The sequence below is a fragment of the Mycobacterium hippophais genome (assembly GCF_027529605.1).
In the GTDB taxonomy this organism is placed as follows: Bacteria; Actinomycetota; Actinomycetes; order Mycobacteriales; family Mycobacteriaceae; genus Mycobacterium; species Mycobacterium arseniciresistens.
In genome coordinates, this window is record NZ_JAPZPY010000003.1 from 35,563 (window position 1) to 61,437 (window position 25,875).

General features: G+C 69.4%; 28 protein-coding genes. 24 read left to right on the forward strand and 4 right to left on the reverse strand.

Features of this window, described 5'->3' with window-relative positions; all coding sequences use genetic code 11:
• The first annotated feature begins 69 nt into the window (after window positions 1–69).
• From mftA to mftG, 7 genes are all read left to right on the forward strand, one after another.
• Window positions 70–165, forward strand: a complete 96-nt coding sequence (mftA, locus tag O6P37_RS08690) for a mycofactocin precursor MftA (protein ID WP_264011047.1) — start codon at window positions 70–72, stop codon at window positions 163–165.
• Between the two features lie 2 nt (window positions 166–167).
• Entirely contained in the window at window positions 168–503 is a 336-nt protein-coding gene (mftB, locus tag O6P37_RS08695) for a mycofactocin biosynthesis chaperone MftB (RefSeq protein ID WP_269893694.1), read from the forward strand.
• The gene (mftC, locus tag O6P37_RS08700) at window positions 500–1,702 is read left to right on the forward strand and encodes a mycofactocin radical SAM maturase (RefSeq protein WP_269893695.1); all 1,203 of its coding nucleotides are present in this window, start codon (window positions 500–502) and stop codon (window positions 1,700–1,702) included. Before mftB ends, mftC begins: the two co-directional genes overlap by 4 nt.
• 3 nt (window positions 1,703–1,705) lie before the next feature.
• On the forward strand, window positions 1,706–2,899 hold the full coding sequence (mftD, locus tag O6P37_RS08705; RefSeq protein WP_269893696.1) for a pre-mycofactocin synthase MftD: 1,194 nt from the start codon (window positions 1,706–1,708) through the stop codon (window positions 2,897–2,899).
• A 120-nt stretch (window positions 2,900–3,019) separates the two neighbouring features.
• On the forward strand, window positions 3,020–3,778 hold the full coding sequence (gene mftE, locus O6P37_RS08710) for a mycofactocin biosynthesis peptidyl-dipeptidase MftE (protein WP_269894145.1): 759 nt from the start codon (window positions 3,020–3,022) through the stop codon (window positions 3,776–3,778).
• Window positions 3,775–5,187: a mycofactocin biosynthesis glycosyltransferase MftF gene (mftF, locus tag O6P37_RS08715; protein WP_269893697.1), complete on the forward strand. Its 1,413-nt coding sequence runs from the start codon at window positions 3,775–3,777 to the stop codon at window positions 5,185–5,187. Before mftE ends, mftF begins: the two co-directional genes overlap by 4 nt.
• Before the next feature lie 8 nt (window positions 5,188–5,195).
• Entirely contained in the window at window positions 5,196–6,626 is a 1,431-nt protein-coding gene (gene mftG, locus O6P37_RS08720; protein WP_269893698.1) for a mycofactocin dehydrogenase MftG, read from the forward strand.
• Here mftG and O6P37_RS08725 read toward each other — a convergent pair.
• Window positions 6,616–7,281, reverse strand: coding sequence for an aspartate/glutamate racemase family protein (locus O6P37_RS08725; RefSeq protein WP_269893699.1), 666 nt, complete (start codon window positions 7,279–7,281; stop codon window positions 6,616–6,618). The two genes, mftG and O6P37_RS08725, sit on opposite strands and share 11 nt — an antisense overlap.
• A 9-nt stretch (window positions 7,282–7,290) precedes the next feature.
• Window positions 7,291–8,919 carry an MFS transporter gene (locus O6P37_RS08730; RefSeq protein ID WP_269893700.1) on the reverse strand — a complete coding sequence of 543 codons (1,629 nt, stop codon included), beginning with the start codon at window positions 8,917–8,919 and terminating at the stop codon, window positions 7,291–7,293.
• 91 nt (window positions 8,920–9,010) lie between these two features.
• Here O6P37_RS08730 and O6P37_RS08735 point away from each other — a divergent pair, with 91 nt between their 5' ends.
• Window positions 9,011–9,682, forward strand: a complete 672-nt coding sequence (locus tag O6P37_RS08735; RefSeq protein ID WP_264011056.1) for a TetR/AcrR family transcriptional regulator — start codon at window positions 9,011–9,013, stop codon at window positions 9,680–9,682.
• On the opposite strand, the gene O6P37_RS08740 is transcribed toward O6P37_RS08735, so the two are convergent.
• The gene (locus tag O6P37_RS08740) at window positions 9,648–10,898 is read right to left on the reverse strand and encodes a cytochrome P450 (protein ID WP_269893701.1); all 1,251 of its coding nucleotides are present in this window, start codon (window positions 10,896–10,898) and stop codon (window positions 9,648–9,650) included. The genes O6P37_RS08735 and O6P37_RS08740 overlap by 35 nt on opposite strands.
• A gap of 127 nt (window positions 10,899–11,025) precedes the next feature.
• Here O6P37_RS08740 and O6P37_RS08745 point away from each other — a divergent pair, with 127 nt between their 5' ends.
• Window positions 11,026–12,651 (forward strand): carboxylesterase/lipase family protein, encoded by a 1,626-nt coding sequence (locus tag O6P37_RS08745; RefSeq protein WP_269893702.1) that lies wholly within the window; start codon window positions 11,026–11,028, stop codon window positions 12,649–12,651.
• Between the two features lie 12 nt (window positions 12,652–12,663).
• Here the strand turns inward: O6P37_RS08745 and O6P37_RS08750 are convergent, their stop codons facing one another.
• Complete coding sequence (locus O6P37_RS08750; RefSeq protein WP_269893703.1) at window positions 12,664–13,137, reverse strand: hotdog fold domain-containing protein; 474 nt, start codon at window positions 13,135–13,137, stop codon at window positions 12,664–12,666.
• A 423-nt stretch (window positions 13,138–13,560) separates the two neighbouring features.
• Between O6P37_RS08750 and rpsJ the strand changes: the two genes are divergently transcribed.
• The 15 genes from rpsJ (at window position 13,561) to O6P37_RS08825 (ending at window position 25,865) form a co-directional block, all read left to right on the forward strand.
• Window positions 13,561–13,866, forward strand: a complete 306-nt coding sequence (gene rpsJ, locus O6P37_RS08755; RefSeq protein ID WP_003883485.1) for a 30S ribosomal protein S10 — start codon at window positions 13,561–13,563, stop codon at window positions 13,864–13,866.
• Between the two features lie 14 nt (window positions 13,867–13,880).
• Window positions 13,881–14,534 (forward strand): 50S ribosomal protein L3, encoded by a 654-nt coding sequence (gene rplC / locus O6P37_RS08760; RefSeq protein WP_264011060.1) that lies wholly within the window; start codon window positions 13,881–13,883, stop codon window positions 14,532–14,534.
• On the forward strand, window positions 14,534–15,214 hold the full coding sequence (gene rplD / locus O6P37_RS08765; protein ID WP_269893704.1) for a 50S ribosomal protein L4: 681 nt from the start codon (window positions 14,534–14,536) through the stop codon (window positions 15,212–15,214). Before rplC ends, rplD begins: the two co-directional genes overlap by 1 nt.
• Window positions 15,214–15,516, forward strand: a complete 303-nt coding sequence (gene rplW / locus O6P37_RS08770) for a 50S ribosomal protein L23 (RefSeq protein WP_264011062.1) — start codon at window positions 15,214–15,216, stop codon at window positions 15,514–15,516. The genes rplD and rplW overlap by 1 nt, the downstream gene beginning before the upstream one ends.
• 40 nt (window positions 15,517–15,556) lie before the next feature.
• Window positions 15,557–16,393, forward strand: coding sequence for a 50S ribosomal protein L2 (rplB, locus tag O6P37_RS08775; RefSeq protein ID WP_264011063.1), 837 nt, complete (start codon window positions 15,557–15,559; stop codon window positions 16,391–16,393).
• A gap of 18 nt (window positions 16,394–16,411) precedes the next feature.
• A complete protein-coding gene (rpsS, locus tag O6P37_RS08780; RefSeq protein ID WP_260992268.1) occupies window positions 16,412–16,693 on the forward strand; it encodes a 30S ribosomal protein S19 in 282 nt (93 codons plus the stop codon).
• On the forward strand, window positions 16,693–17,238 hold the full coding sequence (gene rplV / locus O6P37_RS08785; RefSeq protein ID WP_269893705.1) for a 50S ribosomal protein L22: 546 nt from the start codon (window positions 16,693–16,695) through the stop codon (window positions 17,236–17,238). The genes rpsS and rplV overlap by 1 nt, the downstream gene beginning before the upstream one ends.
• Window positions 17,238–18,095: a 30S ribosomal protein S3 gene (rpsC, locus tag O6P37_RS08790; RefSeq protein WP_269893706.1), complete on the forward strand. Its 858-nt coding sequence runs from the start codon at window positions 17,238–17,240 to the stop codon at window positions 18,093–18,095. Before rplV ends, rpsC begins: the two co-directional genes overlap by 1 nt.
• A gap of 1 nt (window position 18,096) precedes the next feature.
• Window positions 18,097–18,513: a 50S ribosomal protein L16 gene (gene rplP / locus O6P37_RS08795; protein WP_269893707.1), complete on the forward strand. Its 417-nt coding sequence runs from the start codon at window positions 18,097–18,099 to the stop codon at window positions 18,511–18,513.
• Window positions 18,513–18,746: a 50S ribosomal protein L29 gene (gene rpmC / locus O6P37_RS08800; RefSeq protein ID WP_264011067.1), complete on the forward strand. Its 234-nt coding sequence runs from the start codon at window positions 18,513–18,515 to the stop codon at window positions 18,744–18,746. Before rplP ends, rpmC begins: the two co-directional genes overlap by 1 nt.
• Window positions 18,746–19,060: a 30S ribosomal protein S17 gene (gene rpsQ / locus O6P37_RS08805; RefSeq protein ID WP_264011068.1), complete on the forward strand. Its 315-nt coding sequence runs from the start codon at window positions 18,746–18,748 to the stop codon at window positions 19,058–19,060. Before rpmC ends, rpsQ begins: the two co-directional genes overlap by 1 nt.
• Window positions 19,061–19,283: 223 nt before the next feature.
• The gene (locus O6P37_RS08810) at window positions 19,284–21,182 is read left to right on the forward strand and encodes a hypothetical protein (protein WP_269893708.1); all 1,899 of its coding nucleotides are present in this window, start codon (window positions 19,284–19,286) and stop codon (window positions 21,180–21,182) included.
• Window positions 21,179–22,717: a hypothetical protein gene (locus O6P37_RS08815; protein ID WP_269893709.1), complete on the forward strand. Its 1,539-nt coding sequence runs from the start codon at window positions 21,179–21,181 to the stop codon at window positions 22,715–22,717. The genes O6P37_RS08810 and O6P37_RS08815 overlap by 4 nt, the downstream gene beginning before the upstream one ends.
• Complete coding sequence (locus O6P37_RS08820) at window positions 22,714–24,204, forward strand: glycosyltransferase (RefSeq protein ID WP_269893710.1); 1,491 nt, start codon at window positions 22,714–22,716, stop codon at window positions 24,202–24,204. The genes O6P37_RS08815 and O6P37_RS08820 overlap by 4 nt, the downstream gene beginning before the upstream one ends.
• A complete protein-coding gene (locus O6P37_RS08825; RefSeq protein WP_269893711.1) occupies window positions 24,201–25,865 on the forward strand; it encodes an ArnT family glycosyltransferase in 1,665 nt (554 codons plus the stop codon). The genes O6P37_RS08820 and O6P37_RS08825 overlap by 4 nt, the downstream gene beginning before the upstream one ends.
• Window positions 25,866–25,875 lie beyond the last annotated feature (10 nt).

Here is a 25,875-nt window from a genome sequence, read left to right on the forward strand (position 1 = left end):
ACCCGATGCCATATTCTTGCGATCTCGGTCACACCTGTCGAGAACCAGTCCACACGAAAGGCGGCGGTTATGGAACCGAATCAGAACGTCGAAGCCGACACCGAGCTCGTCACCGAGACCCTCGTCGAAGAGGTCTCGATCGACGGGATGTGCGGGGTCTACTGACCATGACGACGGCTGCGGGTGCCCGGCCGGGCCCGCGTTCCGATCCGAGGCCCGACGCGGGGTTCGATCCGGACGTGGCGTGGCGGCTGCACCACCAGGTGGCGGTGCGGCCGGAATCGTTCGGCGCGCTGCTCTATCACTTCGGCACCCGCAAGCTGTCGTTCCTGAAGAACCGGACCATCGTCGAGGTGGTCACTTCGCTCGACGACCACCCCGATATCCGATCCGCCTGCCGCGCAGCCGGAATCGACGATGCGCAGCAGGCGCCTTACCTGCACGCACTGGGCGTGCTGGCCCAGTCCAAGATGCTCGTGACCCGGGAGGGCCAGACACCGTGACATCCACAGTCCCCGTTCCGCGCCTCATCGAGCAGTTCGAGCACGGCCTGGACGCGCCGATCTGCCTGACATGGGAACTCACCTACGCCTGCAACCTCGCGTGCGTGCACTGCCTGTCCTCGTCGGGCAAGCGCGATCCGCGCGAGTTGTCGACCCGGCAGTGCATGGACATCATCGACGAGCTCGAACGCATGCAGGTGTTCTACGTCAACATCGGTGGCGGCGAACCCACTGTGCGCCCGGACTTCTGGGAACTGGTCGACTATGCGACCGCCCACCACGTCGGGGTGAAGTTCTCCACCAACGGGGTGCGCATCACCCCGGAGGTGGCCGCGAAGCTGGCCGCCAGCGACTACGTCGACGTGCAGATCTCCCTCGACGGCGCCACCGCGGAGGTCAACGACGCGGTGCGCGGCAAGGGATCCTTCGCGATGGCGGTGCGCGCGCTGGAGAACCTCGAGGCCGCCGGTTTCTCCGACGCCAAGATCTCGGTGGTGGTGACCCGCCACAACGTCGACCAGCTCGACGACTTCAAGGCGCTGGCCGACCGCTACGGCGCCACCCTGCGCATCACCCGGCTGCGTCCGTCCGGCCGCGGGGCCGACGTCTGGGACGAGCTCCACCCCACCGCCGAACAGCAGGTGCAGCTCTACGACTGGCTGGTCGCCAAGGGTGAGCGGGTGCTCACCGGTGACTCCTTCTTCCACCTGTCCGGTCTCGGTGAGCCGGGCGCACTCGCGGGGCTCAACCTGTGCGGCGCCGGCCGGGTGGTGTGCCTGATCGATCCCGTCGGCGACGTCTACGCGTGCCCGTTCGCGATCCACGACAAGTTCCTGGCCGGAAACATCCTGGAGGACCGCGGATTCGGCACAGGCTTCTCCGCTGTATGGAAGAACGCGCCGCTGTTCCGCGAACTGCGCGAGCCGCAATCGGCGGGCGCCTGCTCGGGCTGTGCGCACTACGACGGCTGCCGAGGCGGCTGCATGGCCGCCAAGTTCTTCACCGGCCTGCCGCTCGACGGCCCCGACCCGGAGTGCGTCCAGGGCTTCGGTGCGCCCGCGCTCGCCCAGGGTAGGGCCAAGCCGCGGCCCAGCGGCGACCACTCCCGGGGCACCCGTCAGGTGTCCGGTCCGGGCCCGATACCGCTCAAACTGCTGACCAAGCCGCCCGCCCGGCTGTGTAACGAAAGTCCGGTGTAACCCATGGCCCGCGACACCTGGTTCGAGACCGTCGCCATCGCCCAGCAGCGCGCGAAGAAGCGCCTGCCGAAGTCCGCGTATTCGTCGCTGATCTCGGCGAGCGAGAAGGGCGTTTCGGTATCCGACAACGTCGAGGCCTTCTCCGAACTCGGCTTCGCACCGCACGTGATCGGCGCCACCGAGAAGCGCGACATGGCGACAACGGTGATGGGACAAGACATCTCGATGCCCGTCGTCATCTCGCCGACCGGTGTCCAGGCCATCGACCCCGACGGCGAGGTCGCCGTCGCACGCGCCGCAGCGGCGCGGGGCACGGCGATGGGGCTGTCCTCCTTCGCCAGCAAGCCGATGGAGGAGGTCGTCGCCGTCAACGACAAGATCTTCTTCCAGATCTACTGGCTGGGCAGCCGCGACGAGATCGCCGAGCGGGTACAGCGCGCCAAGGACGCCGGCGCGGTCGGCATGATCGCCACCACCGACTGGAGCTTCAGCCACGGCCGCGACTGGGGCAGCCCCAAGATCCCGGAGCGGATGGACCTGCGCACCATGCTGCGGATGTCGCCCGAGGTGATCACCAAGCCGCGCTGGTTCTACAGCTTCGCCAAGACGCTGCGGCCGCCGGACCTGCGGGTACCCAATCAGGGCAGGCGCGGCGAGCCGGGGCCCACGTTCTTCGAGGCCTACGGGCAGTGGATGGGCACACCCCCGCCCACCTGGGACGACATCGCCTGGCTGCGCGAGCAGTGGGGCGGCCCGTTCCTGCTCAAGGGCATGGTGCGGGTCGACGACGCCAAACGCGCGGTGGACGCGGGTGTTTCGGCGATCACCGTGTCCAACCACGGCGGCAACAACCTGGACGGCACCCCGGCGGCGATCCGGTGCCTGCCCGCCATCGCCGACGCCGTCGGCGACCAGGTCGAGGTTTTGCTGGACGGCGGGATCCGGCGCGGCAGCGACGTCGTGAAGGCCGTCGCCCTCGGGGCCAGGGCGGTCATGATCGGCCGGGCCTATCTGTGGGGTCTGGCGGCCAACGGCCAGGCGGGTGTGGAGAACGTGCTCGACATTCTTCGCGGGGGCATCGACTCGGCGCTGATGGCACTGGGCAAATCCTCGATTCACGATCTGACGCCCGAGGACATCCTGATACCCGACGGCTTCACCCGTGCTCTCGGCGTCTCCGCTGGTACCGACACCTGAGGCCGGCCCGTCCCGCACCTGCCCGCCGCTGTGACAGGGGTGGCCTGAGAGGCTCACGGGGTGGGACCTTCGGCGCTGGGCAATCTAGTTGTGAAATCAATTGCTGCGCATACGCCAACAATCGGCGCACACCAGGTTAATTCGGCCTACCATCGGCGGGTGGCTTCCCCCAGCGAGCTTGGGAACTCAACGTCGAGGCGGCTGCAGTACACGTCCTCGGCGTTGATCGTCCCGATCGGTTCGATCGAGCAGCACGGACCCCATTTGCCGCTGGACACCGACACCCGGATCGCCACCGCGGTGGCCGCAGGCGTTGCCGAGCAACTCCGGGTGGCCCCGGGCGGTGAGTGGCTGCTGGGTCCGGCGTTGAGCTACGGCGCGAGCGGGGAGCACGAGGGGTTTGCCGGCACGGTGTCGATCGGCACTTCTGCCCTGCGTCTGCTGCTGGTGGAGTTCGGCCGGTCGGCGGCGAGATGGGCATCGCAACTGGTCTTCGTCAACGGGCACGGCGGAAACACCGAGGCGCTTTCGGCCGCGGTCGCTTTGCTCCGCTACGAGGGGCGCGACGTCGCCTGGTGCCCGTGCAGCGCCGAGAATGCCGATGCACACGCCGGTCACACCGAAACGTCGATACTGCTCCATCTTTCGCCGAGCGACGTGCGCATCGACGATCTGGTTCCCGGCAACACCGCACCGCTCGCCGAACTGATGCCAGCAATGCGCACCGGTGGCGTCGCGGCCGTCAGCGAGGTCGGGGTGCTCGGCGACCCGACGACGGCCACCGCCGCCGAGGGCGCCAGGATCTTCGCCGAGATGGTCGCGGGCTGCGCCGGGCGGGTCGCGCGGTGGCAACCCGACCGGGACGGACGGCTGAGGTGACCGGTCCCCGGCTTCCCGACGGCTTCGCGGTCCAGGTGGATCGGCGCGTCAAGGTGCTCGGCGAGGGCTCGGCGCTGCTCGGCGGCTCGCCGACCAGGCTGCTCCGGCTGGCCCCGACGGCGCAGACGATGCTCACCGGCGGCCGCCTCGAGGTGCACGACGCGATCAGCGCGCAGCTGGCCCGCACCCTCCTCGACGCGACCGTCGCCCATCCGAGACCGGCCAGCGGACCGTCGCATCGCGACGTCACCGTCGTCGTCCCGGTGCGTGACAACCCATCTGGGGTGCACCGACTGGTCGCTGCGCTGCGTGGCCTGCGGGTGGTCGTCGTCGACGACGGGTCGGCCGTGCCGGTACAGCAGTCCGACTTCGCCGGCATGCACTGCGACGTGCAGGTGATCCGGCATCCCGAATGCCGGGGGCCGTCGGCCGCACGGAACACCGGACTGGTGGCCAGCAACACCGACTACGTGGCGTTCCTGGACTCCGACGTGGTGCCGCGCCGCGGTTGGCTTGAGGCGTTGCTCGGCCACTTCTGCGATCCGGCGGTGGCCCTGGTCGCCCCGCGCATCGTCGGCCTCCGCCAGCCCGACAACGTGGTCGCCCGGTACGAGGCGGTGCGTTCGTCGCTCGACCTCGGGCTGCGCGAGGCGCCGGTGGTGCCGTTCGGAGCGGTGTCCTACGTTCCCAGTGCCGCGATCATCTGCCGCAGGGCGGTGCTGACCGAGCTCGGTGGCTTCGACGAGACGATGCGCTCGGGCGAGGACGTCGATCTGTGCTGGCGGCTGGTCGAGGCCGGCGCCCGGCTGCGCTACGAGCCGATCGCGCTGGTGGGCCACGACCATCGGACACACATCCGGGACTGGTTCTCGCGCAAGGCATTCTACGGCGAGTCGGCGGCGCCGCTGTCAGTGCGCCATCCCGGTAAGACCGCTCCGCTGGTGATCTCCGGATGGAGTCTGGCGGCCTGGCTGCTGCTGGCGATGGGCTCGTACGCGGGTTTCCTGGCGTCGCTGCTGGTCGCCGGTGTCACCGGCCGCCGGATCGCGAACTCGCTGCGCCCCGTCCACACCGAGCCGGGCGAAGTCGCCGCGGTGGCGGCGCACGGGCTGTGGGCCGCCGCCCTGCAGCTCGCGTCGGCGATCTGCCGGCACTACTGGCCGGTGGCGCTGGTCGCGGCGCTGCTGTCGCAGCGATGCAGGCAGGCGGTGCTCGTGGCGGCGATAGTCGACGGGGTGGCGGACTGGCTGGCCCGCAAGGGCAACGCCGATGACGACACCAGACCGGTGGGATTGCTGACGTACCTGCTGCTCAAGCGGCTCGACGACATCGCCTACGGACTGGGGTTGTGGACCGGGGTGGTCCGCGAGCGGCATGCAGGCGCACTGAAGCCGCAGATCCGGACCTGACCGCCGCCTTGCACAGCGACGTCTTGATCGTCGGCGCCGGCAGCGCCGGATCCGTTCTTGCCGAGCGCCTTTCCTCCGACCGCGGGCGCCTGGTCACGGTGGTGGAGGCCGGCCCGGGACCCACCGACCCGCGGGTGCGCGCGCAGATCAGCGACGGACTGCGGCTGCCGATCGGCGCGGCGAGCTCGGTGGTCCGGCACTTTCCGACCACCCTCACCGACCGGCCGGCGCGACCGGCGTCGATCATGCGCGGCGCGGTGGTCGGCGGGTCCGGCGCGGTGAACGGCGGCTACTTCTGCCGGGGGCTGCCGGGCGATTTCGCCGATTGGGCGCAGCCGGGGTGGAGCTGGCAGGACGTGCTCCCACACTTCGTGGCGATCGAGAACGACATCGACGTCACCGGCCCGCTGCACGGATCGTCGGGCCCCATCGTGGTGCGCAGGGTCCGCGAATTCGACGGCTGCACAGCATCCTTCGTCGAGGCGGCCCTCGACGCCGGCTACCGCTGGGTGCACGACCTGAACGGCGCGACACCGGAGGCGCCGTCGCCGCTGGGGGTGGGAGCCGTTCCGCTGAACATCCATGGCGGAACCCGGGTGGGCCCGGGCGGCGCCTTCCTGCAACCCGCACTCGACCGGGCCAACCTCACGCTGATGGCGGACACGCGGGTACTGCGTCTCGATCTCGCGGCGGGGCGGGTGGTCGGCGTGCAGTGCCGAGGACCTGCCGGTGACGACCTACTCACCGCCGACCGGGTGGTGCTGTGCACGGGCGCCATCGGCACGGCGCAGCTGCTGATGCTCTCCGGAGTTGGTCCGCCGGAGGTGCTCGAGCCACTGGGCATTGCGGTGGTCGCCGACCTCCCGGTCGGCGTCGCGACGGCGGACCACCCGGAGTGGGTGCTCCCGGTGGACTGGACTCCGACCCACGATCTTCCCCCGCTGGAGGCCGTGCTGACCACGGACGAAGTCGAGATTCGGCCCTACACAGCCGGTTTCGCCGCGATGGTGCACGGCCCGGGTCACGACCCGTCGGACCGGCCGCACCTGGGGATCGCGCTGATGAAGCCGCGGTCGCGCGGGCGGATCAGGTTGGCCTCCGACGACCCGTCGGCGGCCCCGGTGATCGAGCACCGCTACGACAGCGAGCCGGCCGACGTCGCCGCGCTCGCGGCCGGAGCCGAGCTCGCCGCCGACATCATCGGCGGCCCGTCGGGCCTGGCGGCTGCCGCGTGGTCGACCTCGCAGCACCTGTGCGGATCGGCCCGGATGGGCTCCGAAGACGACGACGCCGCGGTCGTCGACCCGCGCTGCCGCGTGCACGGCGTCGACAATCTGTGGGTGGCTGACGGCTCGATCATGCCGGTGATCACCGGCCGGGGTCCGCACGCCACGATCGCGATGATCGGGCACCGGGCGGCGGAGTTCGTCAGCGGGTGACGAGGGGCACGATCGCCTCGGCCAGCAGGGTCGCCGCGGCGACGCCGTCGACAACCGGGACACCGAGACGGCGCCGCAACGGTTCGGCGAAGCGGGCCATCGCCGCGCAGCCCAGCACGATCGACCGGCTGCCGTCACCGGTCAGCGCTGCGGCGCACAGATCACCGATGGGTTCGATCGTCGAAGGATCGGAATCGATGCGCAGCACCGGGATGTCGCACGCGTGGACGCCGACGCACGCCGAAGGGGTGTAGCTCTTCGCGAGTTGCCAGGCCCTCGGCACGGTCGCCGACATCGACGTCACCACCGAGAAGCTGCCCGCCGCAAGGGCGGCCGCGTGCATGGCGGCCTGGGCGATTCCCAGCACGGGAACGTCGAGTGTCCGGCGGGCCTCGTCCAGTCCGGGATCGCCGAAGCAGGCGACCACGTACGCGTCCGGGCGGTATTCGGCGGGGCGGCGGGCGGCCTCGGCGAGCAACTCGAGAAGGCCGGGGACGCAACGGCGTTCGTCGTCGTCGTTCTCGATGCTGGCGGGGCCGGCCTGCGGGTTCACCGCCTCGACGACGGTGTCCGCTCGCGCGACCGCCGCGGCGCCCGCGGCGATGGCCCGGGTCATCGACGCGGTCGTGTTCGGATTGGCCAGCAGCAGGCGCACGCCGCCAGGTTAGCCGCGCCGGGCCGGCGGCACAGCCCGGAGGCCGGCGATGCGGCGGGCGCGCGGAACCGCGGCGAGCCGGCGAAGGTGGCGCGACTGCCTGCCGTCGCGCCCCGGCGACCACACCGCCACGAACACCGCCGCGACGGTCACCGCCACCGCCAGCACGAGCAGTGAGCCGTCCATCGCCTGCAGGAAGGCGTGGTTGGCGTCGGCGGCCAACTTGGCGCCCTGCGGGCCGAGGCGTTCGGCGACCTCCAGCGCCTGGGCCAGCGAGTCCAGCGCCGGCCCGCGAACGGGTTCCGGCAGCGCGGCGACGGCGGGGGAGAGCAGGTTGCCGTACTGGGCGGCGAGCACCGAGCCGGCAGCGGCGATGCCGAGGGCCGCGCCGACCTCGCGCGTGGTGTCGTTGACCGCTGAGGCCACCCCCTGTTTCTCGTCGGGCGCCGCGCCCATGATCGCCGACGTCGTCGGCGCCGTGCACAGCCCGATGCCGGCGCTGACGATCATCAACGGCCAGGCCAGATCCCAGTAGGACGACTCGACGTCGAGTATGCGCATGCACGCAAGTCCCGCCGCGAGGAGGAGCAGGCCCACGGTGACCGAGAGCCGCAAGCCGATGCGGGGCAGGTACAGCGGTGTCAGCGCGCTGAGGATCAGCACCGGGACCGCCAGCGGCGTGAGCGCGAAGGCGGTCTGCAACGGGTTGTACCCGAGTACCAGTTGCATGTACTGCATCACGAGGAAGAAGAAGCCGAAGTTCGCGAAGAACAGGAAGGTGACCCCGAGTGAGCCGGTCGCGAAGTCCGGCCGCCGGAACAGCCGCACGTCGAGGAGCGGATGCGTCAGCCGGAGCTGAAGTGCGGCGAATGCCGCGGTGAGCGCCAGGCCGGCGCCCACACATCCCCACACCACCGGACTGGACCAGCCACGGGCGGGCGCCTCGATCACACCGAAGACGAAGACCGCCACTGCCGCGGCGACGAGGACTCCGCCGGCCCAGTCGACGGGAGCGCCCGACTCGTCACGGGAGGATGTGATGGTCATCGTCAGCCCGAAGAGTACGACGGCGACGATCGCGAACGCCCAGAAGATGGACTGCCACGAGAAGAAGTGCAGCAGCACACCGGTGCCGAGGAAACCGATGATGGCGCCGGACCCGCAGACACCGGCCCAGATGCCGACGGCCTTGTTGCGCTCGGCTTTCGGGAAGCCCGCGGTGAGCAGCGAGAGGGTCGCGGGCATGATCAGAGCGGCGCCCGCTCCCGCGACCGCACGCGCGATGATGATCTGCAGTGGGGCGTCGAAGAACACCGGAGCGACCGAGGCGGCGGCGAACACCGCCAGCCCGGCCAGCAGGGCGCCGCGGCGGCCGTAGCGGTCACCGACAGCACCGGCGGGCAGCAACAGGCAGGCCAGCACCAGCGTGTAGCCGTCGACCACCCAGGTGAGCTCGGTCTGGGTCGCGGCGGTGTTGACGGCGATGTCGGGCATGGCCGCGTTCAGCGCCACCATCGACGAGATCACCAGCAGCACGTCCAGGCATGCCACCGCGAGCAGCCAGGTCCTGGTGCGCGCCGACACGTCGCCGAGCCGGGAATCGGTAGGCTGACCGGGCCGGGCGAGAGTGTCGACCATGGACCTCTCCTTCCGGAGGAGTGATTTTTGAGACTAACCGTCTCGTAGCGAGACCGATAGTCTTGTTCCCCCGCGGAAGGTGGTGTAAACAATGGCCGGCGGTAGTACCGATCCGCGACCGGCGCGCTCCCGTGCCGCATTGCTGGAAGCCGCGACCACGCTGCTGCGTTCGGGCGGCCCGAGTGCGGTGACGATCGACGCGGTCACCCGCACCGCCAACGTCGCGCGCGCCACCCTCTACCGCCACTTCTCCAGTGCCAACGACCTTCTCGCCGCGGCCTTCGTGAGCCTGCTGCAGCCTGCGCCGATGCCGCCCCCTGAGGGCGAGCTGCGCGACAAGCTGATGGCCGTGGTCGTCGGCTGGGCCGACTCGATTGCCGAGGTGCCCACGACGCTGGCCGCGATGACGTGGCTGGCGTCGGGTCCCGACCTCGGGCCGTGGGCCGAGGTCCGCGAATCGGGTGCGGTCGACAGCGACGGGACGGCCGTCGCCACCCTGCGCGAGCGCATCATGGCGCTCTACACGGTGCCGTTCGACGCGATCTTCGACAGCCCGCAGGCGCGCGAAGAACTCGTGGAGGTCGACCGGATCGGGGCGATCGCCCTGCTCATCGGACCGCTCATCCTCGGCCGGCTGAGCACGCTGGCCGACTTCGACTTCCGCGGCTGCGCGGAGGCGGCCGTCGACGGCTTCCTGGCCACCCACGCCAGGAAGGCCGACGGGGGAGTCAGCGCAACGCGTACCGGATCGGCAGGTGCTTGAGGCCGCCGACGAACGTCGTCGCCGTCAGTTCCGCAGGACCGGCCGGCTCGATCGACTCGAGCCGCGGGATCAGTTCGGTGAACAGACTGTTCATCTCCATCCGGGCCAGCGCGGCGCCGAGACAGAAGTGCACACCGTAACCGAACGCCAGGTGCTTGTTGGGGTCGCGGCCGACGTCGAACCGGAACGGCTCGTCGAAGATCTCCTCGTCGCGGTTGCCGGAAACGTATGCGAGATAGACTGATTCACCCTTGGCGATCGGCACGCCGCGCACCTCGGTGTCCTCCGCGGCGGTGCGCATGAACTCCTTGACCGGCGTCGACCAGCGGATCATCTCCTCGACCGCCGTCGGCATCAGCTCAGGGTGCCGGCGCAACCGGTCCAGTTCGCCCGGATTCTCGATCAGCGCGTGCAGCCCGCCAGAGATGGCGTCCTTGGTGGTGTCGTGTCCCGCACTGGCGACGATGACGTAGTAGGAGGCGGTGTCCATGTCATTGAGCGGCTCACCGTCGATGCGGCCGTTGGCGATCGCCGATGCGAGATCGTCTGTCGGCTGCTCCCGGCGTGATGCGGTCAGCGTCGAGAAGTAGTTGAAGAAGTCGAGCAGCACCGCCATCTGCTCTTCGGGTGTGGTGCCGCGCTTGTATTCGTCGTCGTCGCCGCCGAACATCTCCTGCGTCAGCGTGTGCATGCGGCCGAAGTCCTCCTCGGGCAGGCCGAGCAGCGACATGATCACGTAGAGCGGGAACTGCACGGCGATGTCGGTGACGAAGTCGCACTCAGGCCCGATGTCGCGCATCTGGTCGACGTAGCGCCTGGCCAGTTCGTCGACGCGGATCTTCAGCGCGCGCATCGCCTTGGGACGGAACCAGTCGGCGCCGATCGACCGGACCTTGCGGTGGTGCGGATCGTCCATGTGGATCAGGGTGCGGAGCCCCATCCCCGCCTCGAGCTGCGCCTTGGCGTAGTCGTCGGCGGCCGCGGTGGACAGCAGCGGACGTGGTTCGGACAGGAACAGGTCGTTGGCGCGCTCCACGTCCATGATGTCGGCGTGCTTCGTGATTGCCCAGAACGGCCGGTACGGGGCGTTGTCGACCCATGCGACCGGGTTGTCCGCCCGCAGGTGTGTCAGCGCCGCGTGCAGCCGAGCATCGTCGGCGTATGCGGTCGGATCGGCCAGCACCTTCGCGGCGTCGTCCATCGTCGGCGTGCTCATCCGGGCTCCTCTACTTCTTGACGGGTGTCCATAACCGAGCTTATGTGACGCGGGCCACGCTGGGAAGGAATGCGGCACGGGTCGATGCGCGGGGGTCTTCGCGTGCTTCTCGGTAGGCTCCGCAACCGTGCCCCCATCGCTACGCCTGTCGCGGCGGGCGCTGGTGCGGGCCGCCTGCCTGTTGCTGGTGCCGGCGCTGACGCTCGCGGGCTGCGGCCGTCAGGACGACACTGCTGCGCCCTCGGCCTCCGCCGGTGCCGCCCCGGCGGGCGAGCCCGCCGAGGTGGAGACCGTCACCGGACGGGTCCGCGGCGAGGTGTCGGCCGGTCACCGGGAGTTCTCGGGGATCCCTTACGCGGCACCGCCGACCGGCCCGCTGCGCTTCCGCCCGCCGGCGCCGGCGCAGCCGTGGGCCGAGGTGCGCGACGCCACCCACCCGGGTCCCCGCTGCATCCAGGACCCCACTGCCGACCTGGAATTCGGCAGGCAGACCGACGAGGACTGCCTGACGCTGAACGTGTGGACGCCGCCGGTGTCGGCCGAGCCCAAGCCGGTGATGGTGTGGATACACGGCGGCGCGTTCGTCAACGGCAGCGGCGGTGTCTACAACGGCAGCTGGCTGGCGTCGCGGGGCGACATCGTCGTGGTGACGGTGAACTACCGGCTCGGCACCCTGGGCTTCCTGGCCCACCCGGCGCTGGGGCCGGCCGGCGACGTGGGCAACTACGGGCTCGCCGACCAGCAGGCCGCGCTGCGCTGGGTGCGCGACAACATCAGCCGGTTCGGCGGCGATCCCGGCAGGGTCACTGTGGCCGGCGAGTCGGCCGGCGGGATGTCGGTCTGTGACCACCTGGTCGCGCCCGGCTCCGCGGACCTGTTCCGGGCGGCGGTCGTGATGAGCGCCCCGTGCCAGGTGCAGGCCGACCTGCCAACCGCCGAACGCGCCAGCGTGGACTACGCCGCCGGTGCCGGTTGCACCGATCCAGGGACGGCGGCCGAGTGTCTGCGCGACCTGCCCGTCGACAAGCTCCGCGAGCCGGTCTGGTACACCGGCATCGGCGAGGACCGCCTGACCGGTCCGGTGACCGGGACACGGACTCTGCCGGTCGACCCGGTGCGGACCATGGCCGACGGCCGGGCGCTCGAGGTGCCCGTGCTGATCGGCACCACCCGCGACGAGTTCACCCTGTTCGTCGCGCTGCAGTATCTGCGCGGCGTGCGCTATCCCGACACCGAATACCCTGCGCTGCTGCGCGACACGTTCGGTGACGACGCTGCGGCGGTGGCCGCGCGCTATCCGCTCGCCGACTATCCCGACGCGGCACTGGCCTACTCGGCGGCCGTCACCGACGGGGCGTTCGCCTGCGTCACCGACCGGATGGCCGACGGCCTGACCCGCAGCGGACCGGTGTACGCCTACGAGTTCAACGACCGCGACGCGCCCGCGCCCGAGCCGTTGCGGACGCTGCCGTTCAAGGTGGGCGCCAGCCACTCACTCGAGCTGCGCTACCTGTTCGACGTGGGCGGCGCGCCTGCGCTGTCGGAGGACCAGCACCGGCTCTCCGACCAGATGATCGACTACTGGAGCCGCTTCGTGACCACCGGGAAGCCGGACGCGGTGGGCCAGCCCGACTGGCCCGCGCTCGACGGCATCGCCGACCCGGCGCGGATGTCGTTGCAGCCGGGCGGCAGCCGCATCGTCGACACCTTCGACGCCGAACACCGCTGCCCGTTCTGGGCCGGGCTCGAGTAGCCCGCGGGCGGATCAGGCCGGCGTTACCCAGGTGGTGATCTCGGCGTGCACCACCTCCGCGCCGCCACGGTCGGTGACCGTGACGGGCACCACGAGATCGGCGCCCTCGGCGATGGACGCGAAGTCCGGCGGGTCGAGCCGGGCCGTCGCCCGCAGCGACGTCGTCGCCTTCTGCAGGTACTGCACCGTCATCGCCTTGGGGATCCACCGGTGCGTGGTCGGCACCGTGGCCTCCATCAACATGCCCATCGCCATCTCGGCGGCGTTGCACGACGCGATCGCGTGCACCGTGTGCAGGTGGTTGTGGACGAAGAACCACTTCGGCACCGCGACCTCCGCCAGGCCCGGCTCCATGCGCACCACGTGCGGCGCGATCGAGGCGAAGTACGGCACCCGCGCGATCGCCGCGGCCGAGAACAGGCGGCTGCCCGCAGGCACGCCGGCCAGTCGCTGCCAGGCCCGGTATGTGCTGGTCGTCTCACTCATCCGCGCTACCTTACTCGCGAGTAAGTTGACCGGTCGCCGACGGCGGTGTTCAGCTGGGTGACGACGCCGTTTCCCGTGCAAACGACCCGTGCCCGGTGCGCTGTCGGGCGGCCGGCCAGCAATTTGGATGACGCCCGCTCTTGAGGCATACTGTTCGGGTTGCCTTGAGCCGGGTTCACACCTGGCCGGGCATGCGACTGGCACCCGAAGGGGTGCATCCGGTCCCAACTCTCGATCGTGGCGGTTTTCCGGCGCGGGCGAGTGTGCGCGAGGGCGACACACCCGAGCGCGGGGGTCGGTGAACCAGAGACAGATACACAGCGGCGGCAACAGCCAGCGCGACGCCTTCGGGCGGAGCGCAGCAACACCAGGTCCGATTGGGTCCCCCAGTCGGAACACAAGCAGGAGTGAGGTAGGAAAAGCGTGGCGGGACAAAAGATCCGCATCAGGCTCAAGGCCTACGACCACGAGGCGATCGACGCCTCGGCGCGCAAGATCGTGGAGACGGTCACCCGTACCGGTGCCAGCGTGGTGGGCCCAGTGCCGCTGCCGACCGAGAAGAACGTGTACTGCGTCATCCGGTCCCCGCACAAGTACAAAGACTCGCGGGAGCACTTCGAGATGCGTACACACAAGCGGCTGATCGACATCCTCGACCCGACGCCGAAGACCGTTGACGCCCTCATGCGCATCGATCTGCCGGCCAGCGTCGACGTCAACATCCAGTAGGAGACCCAAGAGAAATGGCTAGAAAGAGCATTCTGGGCACCAAGCTGGGCATGACGCAGGTGTTCGACGAGAACAACAAGGTCGTGCCGGTGACGGTCGTCAAGGCCGGCCCGAACGTCGTGACGATGATCCGTACTCCGGAGCGCGACGGCTACAGCGCGGTGCAGCTCGCCTACGGCGAGATCAGCCCCCGCAAGGTGAACAAGCCGGTGTCCGGCCAGTACGCCGCGGCGGGCGTGAACCCGCGCCGTCACATCGCCGAGTTCCGGCTCGACGACGAGACCGCTGCCGCCGAGTACGAGGTCGGCCAGGAGCTGACGGCGGAGATCTTCGCCGACGGCGCCTTCGTCGACGTGACGGGCACCAGCAAGGGCAAGGGCTTCGCAGGCACCATGAAGCGGCACGGCTTCAAGGGCCAGGGCGCAGCGCACGGCGCCCAGGCGGTGCACCGTCGTCCCGGTTCCATCGGTGGCTGCGCCACCCCCGGCCGGGTGTTCAAGGGCACGCGCATGTCGGGCCGGATGGGCCACGACCGCATCACCACCCAGAACCTGAAGGTGCACAAAGTCGACGCCGAGAACGGCGTCCTGCTGATCAAGGGCGCCATCCCGGGCCGCAACGGTGGCCTCGTGATGGTCCGCAGCGCAATCAAGCGAGGCGAGAAGTAATGGCCGACAAGACGCAGACACTGACGATCGACGTCCTCACCCCGGGCGGCTCGAAGGACGGCTCCGTGGAGCTGCCCGCCGAGCTGTTCGACGTGGAGCCCAACATCGCGCTGATGCATCAGGTGGTGAACGCGCAGCTGGCCGCGAAGCGGCAGGGCACGCACTCCACCAAGACGCGCGGCGAGGTGCGCGGCGGCGGCAAGAAGCCGTACCGGCAGAAGGGCACCGGTCGTGCCCGCCAGGGTTCGACACGCGCGCCGCAGTTCACCGGCGGTGGCGTCGTGCACGGCCCGCAGCCGCGTGACTACAGCCAGCGCACCCCGAAGAAGATGATCGCCGCCGCACTGCGCGGGGCGCTCTCGGACCGGGCCCGCAACGGCCGTATCCACGCCGTCACCGAGTTCGTCGAGGGCCAGGCCCCGTCGACGAAGAGCGCCAAGACGTTCCTGGCTACGCTGACCGATCGCCCGCAGGTGCTGCTGGTCGTCGGTCGGACCGACGTGACCGGCACGCTCAGCGTGCGGAACCTGCCTGGCGTGCACGTGATCTCGCCGGACCAGCTCAACACCTACGACGTGTTGAAGGCCGACGACGTGATCTTCAGCGTCGAGGCGCTGAACACCTACATCACAACGGCCACCCGCAGCGCGGCGGCCAAGGACGAGGAGGTGTCGGCCTGATGGCGACCGTGACTGACCCCCGCGACATCATCCTGGCCCCGGTCATCTCCGAGAAGAGCTACGGGCTGATCGAGGACAACGTGTACACGTTCGTGGTGCACCCGGACTCGAACAAGACCCAGATCAAGATCGCGATCGAGAAGATCTTCAAGGTCAAGGTCGACTCGGTGAACACCGCCAATCGTCAGGGCAAGCGCAAGCGCACCCGTGCGGGCTATGGCCAGCGCAAGAGCACCAAGCGCGCCATCGTCACGCTGGCTGCGGGCAGCAAGCCGATCGATCTGTTCGGAGCGCCGGCCTAGCCGGGGCAGGGACTGAGAGACTAGAGAGAGCTTTGTAGACATGGCTATTCGCAAGTACAAGCCGACGACCCCCGGTCGTCGCGGTGCCAGCGTCTCCGATTTCGCCGAGATCACCCGCTCGACTCCGGAGAAGTCGCTGATCCGCCCGCTGCACGGCAAGGGTGGTCGTAACGCCCACGGCCGCATCACCACCCGGCACAAGGGTGGCGGCCACAAGCGGGCCTACCGCCTCATCGACTTCCGTCGCCACGACAAGGACGGCGTCGACGCCAAGGTCGCGCACATCGAGTACGACCCGAACCGCACCGCGAACATCGCACTGCTGCACTACCTGGACGGCGAGAAGCGCTACATCATCGCGCCGCAGGGACTCAAGCAGGGTGCGATCGTCGAGGCCGGCGCCAACGCCGACATCAAGCCCGGCAACAACCTGCCGCTGCGCAACATCCCGTCCGGCACCGTGATCCACGCCGTCGAGCTGCGTCCGGGCGGCGGCGCCAAGCTGGGCCGCTCGGCCGGTGTGAGCATCCAGCTGCTGGGCAAGGAGGGTCCCTACGCGACCCTGCGTATGCCGTCCGGTGAGATCCGCCGCGTCGACGTGCGCTGCCGCGCAACGGTCGGCGAGGTCGGCAACGCCGAGCAGGCCAACATCAACTGGGGCAAGGCCGGCCGGATGCGCTGGAAGGGCAAGCGCCCGACCGTCCGTGGTGTCGTGATGAACCCGGTCGACCACCCGCACGGTGGTGGCGAGGGCAAGACCTCCGGTGGTCGGCACCCGGTGAGCCCGTGGGGCAAGCCGGAAGGCCGCACCCGCAAGAACAAGCCGAGCGACAAGCTCATCGTCCGACGCCGGCGCACCGGCAAGAACAAGCGCTAGGCCGGGAAGGATCCAACGATGCCACGCAGCCTGAAGAAGGGCCCGTTCGTCGACGACCATCTTTTGAAGAAGGTCGACGTCCAGAACGACAAGAACACCAAGCAGGTCATCAAGACCTGGTCGCGCCGGTCCACCATCATCCCGGACTTCATCGGCCACACGTTCGCGGTGCACGACGGCCGCAAGCATGTCCCGGTGTTCGTCACCGAGTCGATGGTCGGGCACAAGCTGGGCGAGTTCGCCCCCACCCGCACGTTCAAGGGTCACATCAAGGATGACCGGAAGGCGAAGCGCCGGTAATGACTACGACGATTGAATATCCGTCCGCCGTCGCGAAGGCGCGCTTTGTGCGCGTCTCGGCGAGCAAGGCGCGCCGGGTCATCGACCTGGTGCGCGGCAAGTCCGTCGCCGAGGCGCTCGACATCCTGCGGTGGGCACCGCAGGACGCCAGCGAGCCGGTCGCCAAGGTGATCGCCAGTGCGGCGGCCAACGCGCAGAACAACGACGGCCTCGACCCGTCCACGCTCGTGGTTGCGACGATCCACGCCGACGAGGGCCCGACCGCCAAGCGCATCCGTCCGCGCGCCCAGGGGCGTGCGTTCCGGATCCGCAAGCGCACCAGCCACATCACGGTGATCGTCGAGAGCCGGCCGCGTCGCGACAGCGGCCGTGGCAAGGCCGCAGGCGAGGCGTCGGCGAGCACCCGCTCGCGACGCGCGCAGGGCAGCAAGGCCGCCGCCGCCAAGACGGTTCCCGCCAAGGCGACTGCTGAGAAGGCGCCGGCCAAGAAGGCTGCCGCGAAGAAGACAGAAGCTTCTGACGAAGCGAAGGAGGGCTCAGAGTAGTGGGCCAGAAGATCAATCCCCACGGCTTCCGGCTCGGTATCACCACCGACTGGAAGTCCCGGTGGTATGCCGACAAGCAGTACAAGGACTACGTGAAGGAAGACGTCGCGATCCGGCGACTTCTTGCCACTGGCCTCGAGCGTGCCGGCATCGCCGACGTGGAGATCGAACGCACCCGCGACCGGGTCCGCGTCGACATCCACACCGCGCGTCCCGGCATCGTGATCGGGCGTCGCGGCACGGAGGCCGACCGCATCCGCACCGACCTGGAGAAGCTGACCAAGAAGCAGGTCCAGCTCAACATCCTCGAGGTCAAGAACCCGGAGTCGGTGGCTCAGCTGGTGGCACAGGGTGTCGCCGAGCAGCTGTCCAACCGCGTGGCGTTCCGCCGGGCGATGCGCAAGGCCATCCAGTCGGCCATGCGTCAGCCCAACGTCAAGGGCATCCGCGTGCAGTGCTCCGGCCGCCTCGGCGGTGCGGAGATGAGCCGCTCGGAGTTCTACCGCGAGGGCCGGGTGCCGCTGCACACGCTGCGCGCCGACATCGACTACGGCCTCTACGAGGCCAAGACCACCTTCGGCCGGATCGGCGTGAAGGTGTGGATCTACAAGGGCGACATCGTCGGTGGCAAGCGTGAGCTGGCCGCCGCCGCACCGGCCGCAGACCGGCCGCGCCGCGAGCGTCCGTCGGGCACCCGTCCGCGCCGCAGCGGTGCGTCGGGCACCACCGCCACGAGCACCGACGCGGGTCGTGCGGCGACGGGCACCGAAGAGGCTCCGGCTGCGGCCGAGGCTACAGTGGGCACCGAGGCCGCTGCCGGCGCCGCCGCCGAGACGACCCAGAATACGGAGAGCTGACATGCTTATCCCGCGCAAGGTCAAGCACCGCAAGCAGCACCACCCGCGCCAGCGTGGCGTCGCCAGTGGCGGCACCACGGTGAGCTTCGGCGACTACGGCATCCAGGCACTCGAGCACGCCTACATCACCAACCGGCAGATCGAGTCCGCCCGTATCGCCATCAACCGGCACATCAAGCGTGGCGGCAAGGTGTGGATCAACATCTTCCCCGACCGCCCGCTGACCAAGAAGCCCGCCGAGACCCGCATGGGTTCCGGTAAGGGTTCGCCGGAGTGGTGGATCGCCAACGTCAAGCCGGGCCGCGTGCTGTTCGAGCTGAGCTACCCGGACGAGAAGATCGCGCGCGACGCGCTGACCCGCGCGATCCACAAGTTGCCGATCAAGGCGCGCATCGTGACCAGAGAGGAGAACTTCTGATGGCCGTTGGAGTTTCCACTGGTGAACTGCGTGAACTGACCGATGACGAGCTGACCGACCGGCTGCGTGAATCCAAGGAAGAGCTGTTCAATCTGCGCTTCCAGATGGCCACCGGCCAGCTCGCCAACAACCGCCGGCTTCGTGTCGTGCGGCAGGAGATCGCGCGCGTGTACACCGTGCTGCGCGAACGTGAACTGGGCTTGGCTTCCGGGCCCGCAGGTGAGGAATCGTAATGGCAGACGCAAAATCTGACGCCACCGAAAAGGGTGCGGCGCGCACCCCGCGCACCGAGAAGCCGCGCGGACGTCGCAAGACGGCCATCGGCTACGTGGTGAGCGACAAGATGCAGAAGACCATCGTGGTCGAGCTGGAATCGCGTAAGAGTCACCCGCTCTACGGCAAGATCATCCGGACCACCACCAAGGTCAAGGCGCATGACGAGAACGGCGATGCCGGCGTCGGCGACCGCGTCTCCCTGATGGAGACCCGTCCGCTGTCGGCCACCAAGCGGTGGCGTCTCGTCGACGTGCTCGAGAAGGCCAAGTAGGCCGACCGGCAAGTACAACGGCGAAAAAGCCCCGCACGCCCAGCGTGCGGGGCTTTTCCATGCTCGACGCGCGAGTGCCATTGGCTACCGGGGTCTTTCACGGAATCAACGATTACGGGTTTGCCGGACGCTCCGATTGTCTACGATCGGCCTTGTGAGGGTTGGTATCTGGCCTGCATTTCGGGCGAAGATGGCCGTCGGCGCAAGTCTTGTCTTGTTAACCATGCCGACGGCCTTCGCATTTCCAGCGACGGCAGCGCCGGGAGACGGGGGCCAGGTCGCCACTGCGCCGACCCTGCGCCTTGCCGACGTCGGCGCCGATCCGGTGGTCGCGTTCTACGGCACCCAGGGCATCTCGTCGCTCACCATCCCGGTGCCGCCCGGCCTGGTGCCCGCGTCGATGGACGTGACGGTGGAGATCCCGGTCAACGTCGCCGCCGGAACGCTCACGGCCACCCAGGAGAACCGGACGCTGTCACGGGTCGGGCTGCCGATGGTCGACCGGGCGCCGATCTCGATCCCGCTCGCCGGCGCCGCCGTCGTCGACAACGCGGTGACGGTCACCCTGCGCAGCTACCTGACCCCCACCGGCGACTACTGCCTCGACCCGTCCAATCCGCTGCGCCTGGTCGATGCGGCCGTCCGGTACGAGGGCACCGAGGCGCCGCCGCGCACGGTGGCCGACTTCCTGCCGCCGATCCTGCGCCGCCTCGACCTGTTCATTCCGGAGACGCCGTCGCGTGTCGAGTCCGACGCCGCCATCCGCATCGCGACCGCAGTGGTCGCCCGGTACGGGAAGCAGGACACCGAGGTGTCGGTCACCGCGCTGGCCGACGGCCAGGATGCGCCGCCGGGGCCGTCGCAGCCGCTGCAGCGCCAGGTCGTCATCCGCGAGGGCGCCGACGCGGGGGTTTCGCTGCTCGGCACCGTCGGCGTGCCGTCGCTGCTGATCAGCGGACAGGCCGGGGAGCTGACCAACCAGGCCCGGCTGCTGTCCAGCGACGTCAACCGGCTGGCGCTGAGCTCCAAAGCCGTTGTCGGACCGGTGCAGTCGAGCCCCGTACTGGCGTCGGACAGCACGACGCTGCGCCGCCTCGGGCAGCCGGGCGTCAACGCCACCGGACTGTCGCCGCAGGTGTCGCTCGGCCTCGACCAGACCAGGCTCGGCCGCTCCGCACGCAACGTGCGCGTCCACCTGCAGGGGTCCTACACCCCACTGCCGTCGCAGATCGGCGGCCAGCTCGTCGTCGCGATCGGTGCGGAGACGCTGGACAGCTGGCCCGCCGACAGCACGGGCCGCATCGACCGGTGGATCGACGTGCCCGACCAGCTTCTCGAGCGCTACACGAACCTGGGTGTGGCGCTGGACATCAGCGGGAACGTGGGCCGCTGCGGCGAGTTCCAGCCGATCACGCTGACCATCGACGGCGACAGCGAGATCCGCAGTGAGCGCGCCGCGCCACCGCTGCCCGGCGGTTTCCAGGCGCTGCCGCAGGCGCTGATGCCGCGCGTCGAGGTCGGCATCGGTGAGGACTTCGCCGACACCCGGCGCGCGGTCGCGATCCTCGTCGGCTTGCAGCGGCTGAGCGGCTTGCCGGTCGACACCGCGGTGTCCTCGGTGGCCGAGGCCGCCGCCTCGCCGAATCCCGCGGTGCTGATCGACGCAGGCGGATGGACCGACGACCGGATCGCACTGCCGGTCGCAGCCGATGCCGACGGCGAGCTGAACATCCAAAATCCCGGCGGCGCCGGGGAATCCGGCACCCTGACCATGACCCCGGCACCGGCCTACGGTTCACTGCAGACCACCTACGCCGGCAACCGCACCGTGCTGGTGGCGACGTCGGACAACGCGCCCGGCGAGCTCGACCGGCTGCTGGACTGGCTGTCGGCCGACGTGGACCGCTGGTCGCGGCTGACCGGCAGCGCGCTGATCGCGGTGCCCGGGGAGCCACCGGTGACGGTGGCGGCCGGCGACGGCGCACAAGACGTCGCGGCCGCACCGGCCGACGAGGGCGGGCCGGGCTCACGCTGGGTGATCGGCGCCGCGGTCGTCGCGGTAGCCGTGCTCGGGGTCGGGCTGATCTGGCTGCTGCGCAAGCGGTCCCGCCGACAACCATGACCGCGACGGCACCTGTCGAGACCGAATCCGGCCCGCGCGGGCCGGCGGCGCTGCTCGCCAGGTACGAGAACATCCACCCGGTCTACCGGCTGATCATCAGGTGGACGTTCATCGCGGCGCTCACCGTTGTGGCGTTCTGGGACAGCCTGGCGAGCCTCGCGGAGACCAGCCGGGCCGGCGGCATCGGCGCCTACGTGTGGACCGTGCCCGCGGCGGCGATCCTGGTGGCGATCGGAGTGGCCCGCCGCAACCGCACCGAACTGCCCATCCACGACCGGCAGACCGACATCATCGTCGGGACGATGGGACTGGTGCTCGCACTGCTGCTGCAGGGGGTGCTGCTGCAGCGGTATGCACTGTTCTTCCACCTGCTGCGGCTGGACTTCGTGGCGATGTGGTTGTTCATCGTCAGCTGCTGCATCGTGCTGTTCGGACTGCGCCCGGTGATCCGGTTCGCCTGGGTGTGGTTCATGTTGCTGCTCGCATTCTCGCTGCCCTACTACCTCGCGGTGATCCTGTTCGGCGGGGGGAAGTTCGCGGCGGGCGCGGTGACGCTGCTGATCGCGGGCCTCGGCACCGGCATCGCCACCGGACGCACCCAACGGCGCGGCGCGATCGGGTCGGCCGCGGCATGGATCGTCGGGTTCGGTGTGCTGCTCGTGGTCGGCGTCTTCTTCCCGAACGCGCCCATCCAGGTCTACCAGCAGGTGCCTGCGCTGACGGCGATCTGTGTGGTCGGCACGGTGATGTACCTGCGGTCCCGCCGCGGCGCCCCCAAACGGATCCTGGAACGCTCCGTCGAACCGCTGGCCGCCAAGCAGGTGTGGTCCGGTGTGCCACTGGTGATCGTCGTCGCGCTGGTGCTGTCGTTCTTCCCGCTGCCCGCCGTGACCACCACCGCCCCGATCAGCAGGTCCACTCCCGGCTTCCTGGAGCCGGGCCGGCCGCTGGCGGCGCCGACGGGGTGGTCGACCACCGCCGTCCAGACCTACGAGCAGGTGCAGCGGCTGTACGGTGACGACGCGGTGCTGGTGCGTCAGACCATGACCGCCGATGTGGGAAATGTGCGGTGGGACAAGTTGTCCCGACCGCGCACGCTCGTGGTGGACAGCATCGTCAGCGAGCGGCCGTTCGCATTCGGGGTGTACCCGGGACGGGTCCTGTACGGGTTGACCGCGGCCCGGCTGAGCACACTGCGTCCTGTCGACCTGGGGATGGGCGTCACCGGCCAGTTGCTCTCCGTCGTCGACGACGACCTGCTGGTGACGTGGAACTCCCTGCAGTTCGCCTGGGGCAGCGACGACATCGCGCAGCGGGTGACGATCTTCGCCGTCGACAACCACGAACCGGACGCTCCGTTCCCGGTGCCGTCGGGCAACTTGTTCCCGACCCTGCGGACCCTGTTGACCCTGCTGTTCCGCGGCAACGCGGTGCTCGACCAGCGCACGCCGACGTTCAAGGACGGCGAACTGCTCACCGTGTTCGGGCGGGCACTGGTCGGCGCGCAGTTCACGGACACGGGAGCACAGCCATGACCACGTTCGCCGACCGTCCGTCACCCGAGGACGCCACCGAGGAGGAGCAGCAGTACGCGCTGCACCGGGCGATCAACGGTCTGCGCGAGGACGATCCGCTGCGGTCTGCCTCGATCGCGGTCGTCGGGTGGCAGAAGGCGGTGGTCTGGTCGCTGCTGGCGCTCCTCGTGGTGTGCGCGATCTGGAAACCGATGCCGACGGCGGTGGCCCTGATCGGGCTGTGCACGCTGGGCTACCTGCTCACGATGGCCGACCGGTTGCTCATCTTCCGTCAGGGCCTGGCGTCACGGGCGATCGTCATCACCGACGAGGAGGCCCGCGCCACCCCGGACGCCGACCTCCCGCCGTACACGATCCTGGTGCCCGCCTACAACGAGCCCGAAGTGGTGGGCGACCTGATCGGCGCGATGGCGGCGCTGGAGTACCCGTCCGACAAGTTGCAGGTGCTGCTGCTGCTGGAGGCCGACGACGACGTCACCATCGCGGCGGCCCGCGCCTGCGCTGAGTCCGATGCCATCACGATCGTGCTGGTGCCACCCGCGGACCCGCGCACGAAACCGAAGGCGTGCAACTACGGTCTGTACTTCGCGACCGGTGAGATCGTCACGATCTTCGACGCCGAGGACCTGCCGGAGCCGCTGCAGCTGCGCCGGGTGGTGACCGCATTCGGCCGGCTGCCCGACGACATTGCCTGCGTGCAGGCCAAACTCGTCTATCACAACGGCCACCAGAATCTGCTCACCGCATGGTTCACCGCCGAGTACGCGTTGTGGTTCGGCTACCTGCTGCCCGGGATGATGGGTTCGACGTCACCGATCCCGCTCGGCGGCACGTCGAATCACCTCCGCCGTGACGTGCTCGAACGGATCGGCGCGTGGGATCCCTTCAACGTCACCGAGGACGCCGATCTCGGACTGCGCATCGCGTCCAACGGCTATCACACCGCGGTGATCGACTCCCGCACGCTCGAGGAGGCCAACAGCGATCCGATCAACTGGATCAGGCAGCGATCTCGTTGGTACAAGGGTTATCTGCAGACCTGGCTGGTGCAGATCCGCAGACCGGTGCGGCTGTATCGCACCATCGGCTTCCGCAGCTTCGTCCGCTTCAACCTGGTGCTCGCGGGCACACCGATCATCGCGGTGCTCAACCTGGCGTTCTGGTTGATCACCCTGGTCTGGTTCCTCGGCCAGCCCGCGGTGGTCGAGGACATCTTCCCGATGTACATCTACTTCCCGGCGCTCATCGCGCTGATCCTGGGCAACGCCGCCACGCTCTACATGAATCTGATCGCGCTGCGCGAGGACGACCGCTCCGACCTGCTGGTGGCGGCGCTGACCGTGCCCGCTTTCTGGGTGATGATGAGCGTGGCCGCGGCCAAGGGGTGCTACCAGCTGATCCGCAACCCGTCATACTGGGAGAAGACATTTCACGGCCTGTCCGCACGGCCTGACGACATCGAGGCGCAGCAGGCCGGGCCGTCGTGACCGATCGCCGGCTCAAGGCCGCACTGTTCGCGGTCACCCTGCTGGTCTACCTCGGCGTCGGATACTGGCTGCAGGTGCACAACGGGTTCATCCTCGGCGACGCGCTGTCGCGGGTCTCGGCGGCCCAGTCGGTGCTGTTCAGCCGCGACCCGCACCTCGCGGCGATCGGCTTCATCTTCACGCCGTTGACGGCGATGGTGCAGATTCCTTTCGTTCTGATGAGCCCGCTGTGGCCGGAGATGACTGAGCGGGCGTTCTCCGGCAGCATCATGTCGGCGATCTTCATGGCCGGCGCCGCGGTGCAGATCCTGTCGATGGGCACCGACCGCGGACTGCCGCGCGGCTATGCGCTGACGATCGCCGCCGTGTTCGCGCTGAACCCGATGATCGTGTTCTACGGCTCGAACGGGATGAGCGAGGCGCCGTTCGTCTTCTTCATGTCGTGGGCGGTGCGTCGCCTGATCCTGTGGATGGTCGACGACGACGTGCACCACCTCGTCACCGCGGGCGGGATCGCGATGGGGCTGGCGTACCTCACCCGCTACGACGCGGTGGCATGCATCGCGGCGGCCGGACTCCTCGTGGGTGTCACCACCTACCTGCGTGCCACCCCCGCGCCGCGGTTCCGCCGGGCACTGCTCGACCTGCTGATGGTCAGCGGACCCGGCACCGCGGCGTTCCTCGGCTGGGCGGTGATCAGTTGGCTGATCACCGGAGAAGCGTTCGCACAGTTCACTTCCCAGTACGGCAACACCGCGATCCTGCAGCAGTCGGGGCAGACGATGCCGACCGTCGGATCGGGGCTGGTGTTCGCCGGCGTGTGCATCCTGCTGGTCGCCCCCGCACTATTGCCGGTCACCCTGTGGGCCGCGGTTCGCCGGGCGCGCGGGCCGAACTGGCAGGTGCTGCTGCCGCCGCTGGCCGTGTACGGCGCCGCGCTGGCGTTCCAGACGCTGGGCTACGCCGCCGGGTCGACATTCCCGTTCCTGCGGTTCTACGTCATCGCAGTGCCGCTGACCGCCTGCCTGGCGATGCTCGCGGTGCCCGACGGCGCGCTGCTGCCTGCCAAACGGCGTGGCAGGTATGCACCGCCCGCCGTCGAACCGGGCCCTCGCCGGCCGTGGCCGGTCTACGCGGCGGTGGCTCTGGTCTTCGCGCTCGGGCTCCCGGTGACGGCGTGGGGGATGAGTTTGCCGAAGTACGCACCGCAGGAGTACGCGCTGGGCGCCGTGCTGGCGCCGGACCCCGACAGCGTCAGCGACCGCAAGAAGATCGAGCACCGCATCGCCGCCTCATTCTCCACCGAACGCGAGATCGCGCACTATCTCGACGATCTCGGTCTTCCGGAGAGCTCGGTGATCACCGACACCGTCTACGGGTTCGCCGTCCTGGCGGCGTCGGACCGGCCGAAGACGTTCGTGGTGCCGTCGGATCCGGACTTCACCGCGCTGCTGAACGCGCCCGCCGAGAACGGCGTCCGGTATCTGCTGGCGGTGCCGCCGGAGGGCCGCGGCGCCGCCGACGCGCTGAACCTGCGCTATCCGACGCTGTACGACACCGGCGCCGACGTGGCGACGCTGGAACTCTCGATCCCCAACGACGGTGACAGCCAACCCGATTGGCGGTTGTATCGGGTCAACGAAGCGGTGCCGGAAGCCTAGGCCCGCACAC

Excerpts from the sequence above, each read along its gene's own strand:
- O6P37_RS08740 (WP_269893701.1), bottom strand. The coding sequence starts at position 10,898 with ATGAGCACGCCGACGATGGACGACGCCGCGAAGGTGCTGGCCGATCCG.
- rpmC (WP_264011067.1), top strand. The coding sequence starts at position 18,513 with ATGGCCGTTGGAGTTTCCACTGGTGAACTGCGTGAACTGACCGATGAC.
- O6P37_RS08730 (WP_269893700.1), bottom strand. The coding sequence starts at position 8,919 with ATGGTCGACACTCTCGCCCGGCCCGGTCAGCCTACCGATTCCCGGCTC.
- mftB (WP_269893694.1), top strand. The coding sequence starts at position 168 with ATGACGACGGCTGCGGGTGCCCGGCCGGGCCCGCGTTCCGATCCGAGG.
- rplW (WP_264011062.1), top strand. The coding sequence starts at position 15,214 with ATGGCGACCGTGACTGACCCCCGCGACATCATCCTGGCCCCGGTCATC.
- rplV (WP_269893705.1), top strand. The coding sequence starts at position 16,693 with ATGACTACGACGATTGAATATCCGTCCGCCGTCGCGAAGGCGCGCTTT.
- mftD (WP_269893696.1), top strand. The coding sequence starts at position 1,706 with ATGGCCCGCGACACCTGGTTCGAGACCGTCGCCATCGCCCAGCAGCGC.
- O6P37_RS08735 (WP_264011056.1), top strand. The coding sequence starts at position 9,011 with ATGGCCGGCGGTAGTACCGATCCGCGACCGGCGCGCTCCCGTGCCGCA.
- rplB (WP_264011063.1), top strand. The coding sequence starts at position 15,557 with ATGGCTATTCGCAAGTACAAGCCGACGACCCCCGGTCGTCGCGGTGCC.
- rplC (WP_264011060.1), top strand. The coding sequence starts at position 13,881 with ATGGCTAGAAAGAGCATTCTGGGCACCAAGCTGGGCATGACGCAGGTG.
- mftA (WP_264011047.1), top strand. The coding sequence starts at position 70 with ATGGAACCGAATCAGAACGTCGAAGCCGACACCGAGCTCGTCACCGAG.
- rpsS (WP_260992268.1), top strand. The coding sequence starts at position 16,412 with ATGCCACGCAGCCTGAAGAAGGGCCCGTTCGTCGACGACCATCTTTTG.
- O6P37_RS08815 (WP_269893709.1), top strand. The coding sequence starts at position 21,179 with ATGACCGCGACGGCACCTGTCGAGACCGAATCCGGCCCGCGCGGGCCG.
- rplP (WP_269893707.1), top strand. The coding sequence starts at position 18,097 with ATGCTTATCCCGCGCAAGGTCAAGCACCGCAAGCAGCACCACCCGCGC.
- rpsQ (WP_264011068.1), top strand. The coding sequence starts at position 18,746 with ATGGCAGACGCAAAATCTGACGCCACCGAAAAGGGTGCGGCGCGCACC.
- O6P37_RS08820 (WP_269893710.1), top strand. The coding sequence starts at position 22,714 with ATGACCACGTTCGCCGACCGTCCGTCACCCGAGGACGCCACCGAGGAG.
- O6P37_RS08810 (WP_269893708.1), top strand. The coding sequence starts at position 19,284 with ATGCCGACGGCCTTCGCATTTCCAGCGACGGCAGCGCCGGGAGACGGG.
- rplD (WP_269893704.1), top strand. The coding sequence starts at position 14,534 with ATGGCCGACAAGACGCAGACACTGACGATCGACGTCCTCACCCCGGGC.
- O6P37_RS08750 (WP_269893703.1), bottom strand. The coding sequence starts at position 13,137 with ATGAGTGAGACGACCAGCACATACCGGGCCTGGCAGCGACTGGCCGGC.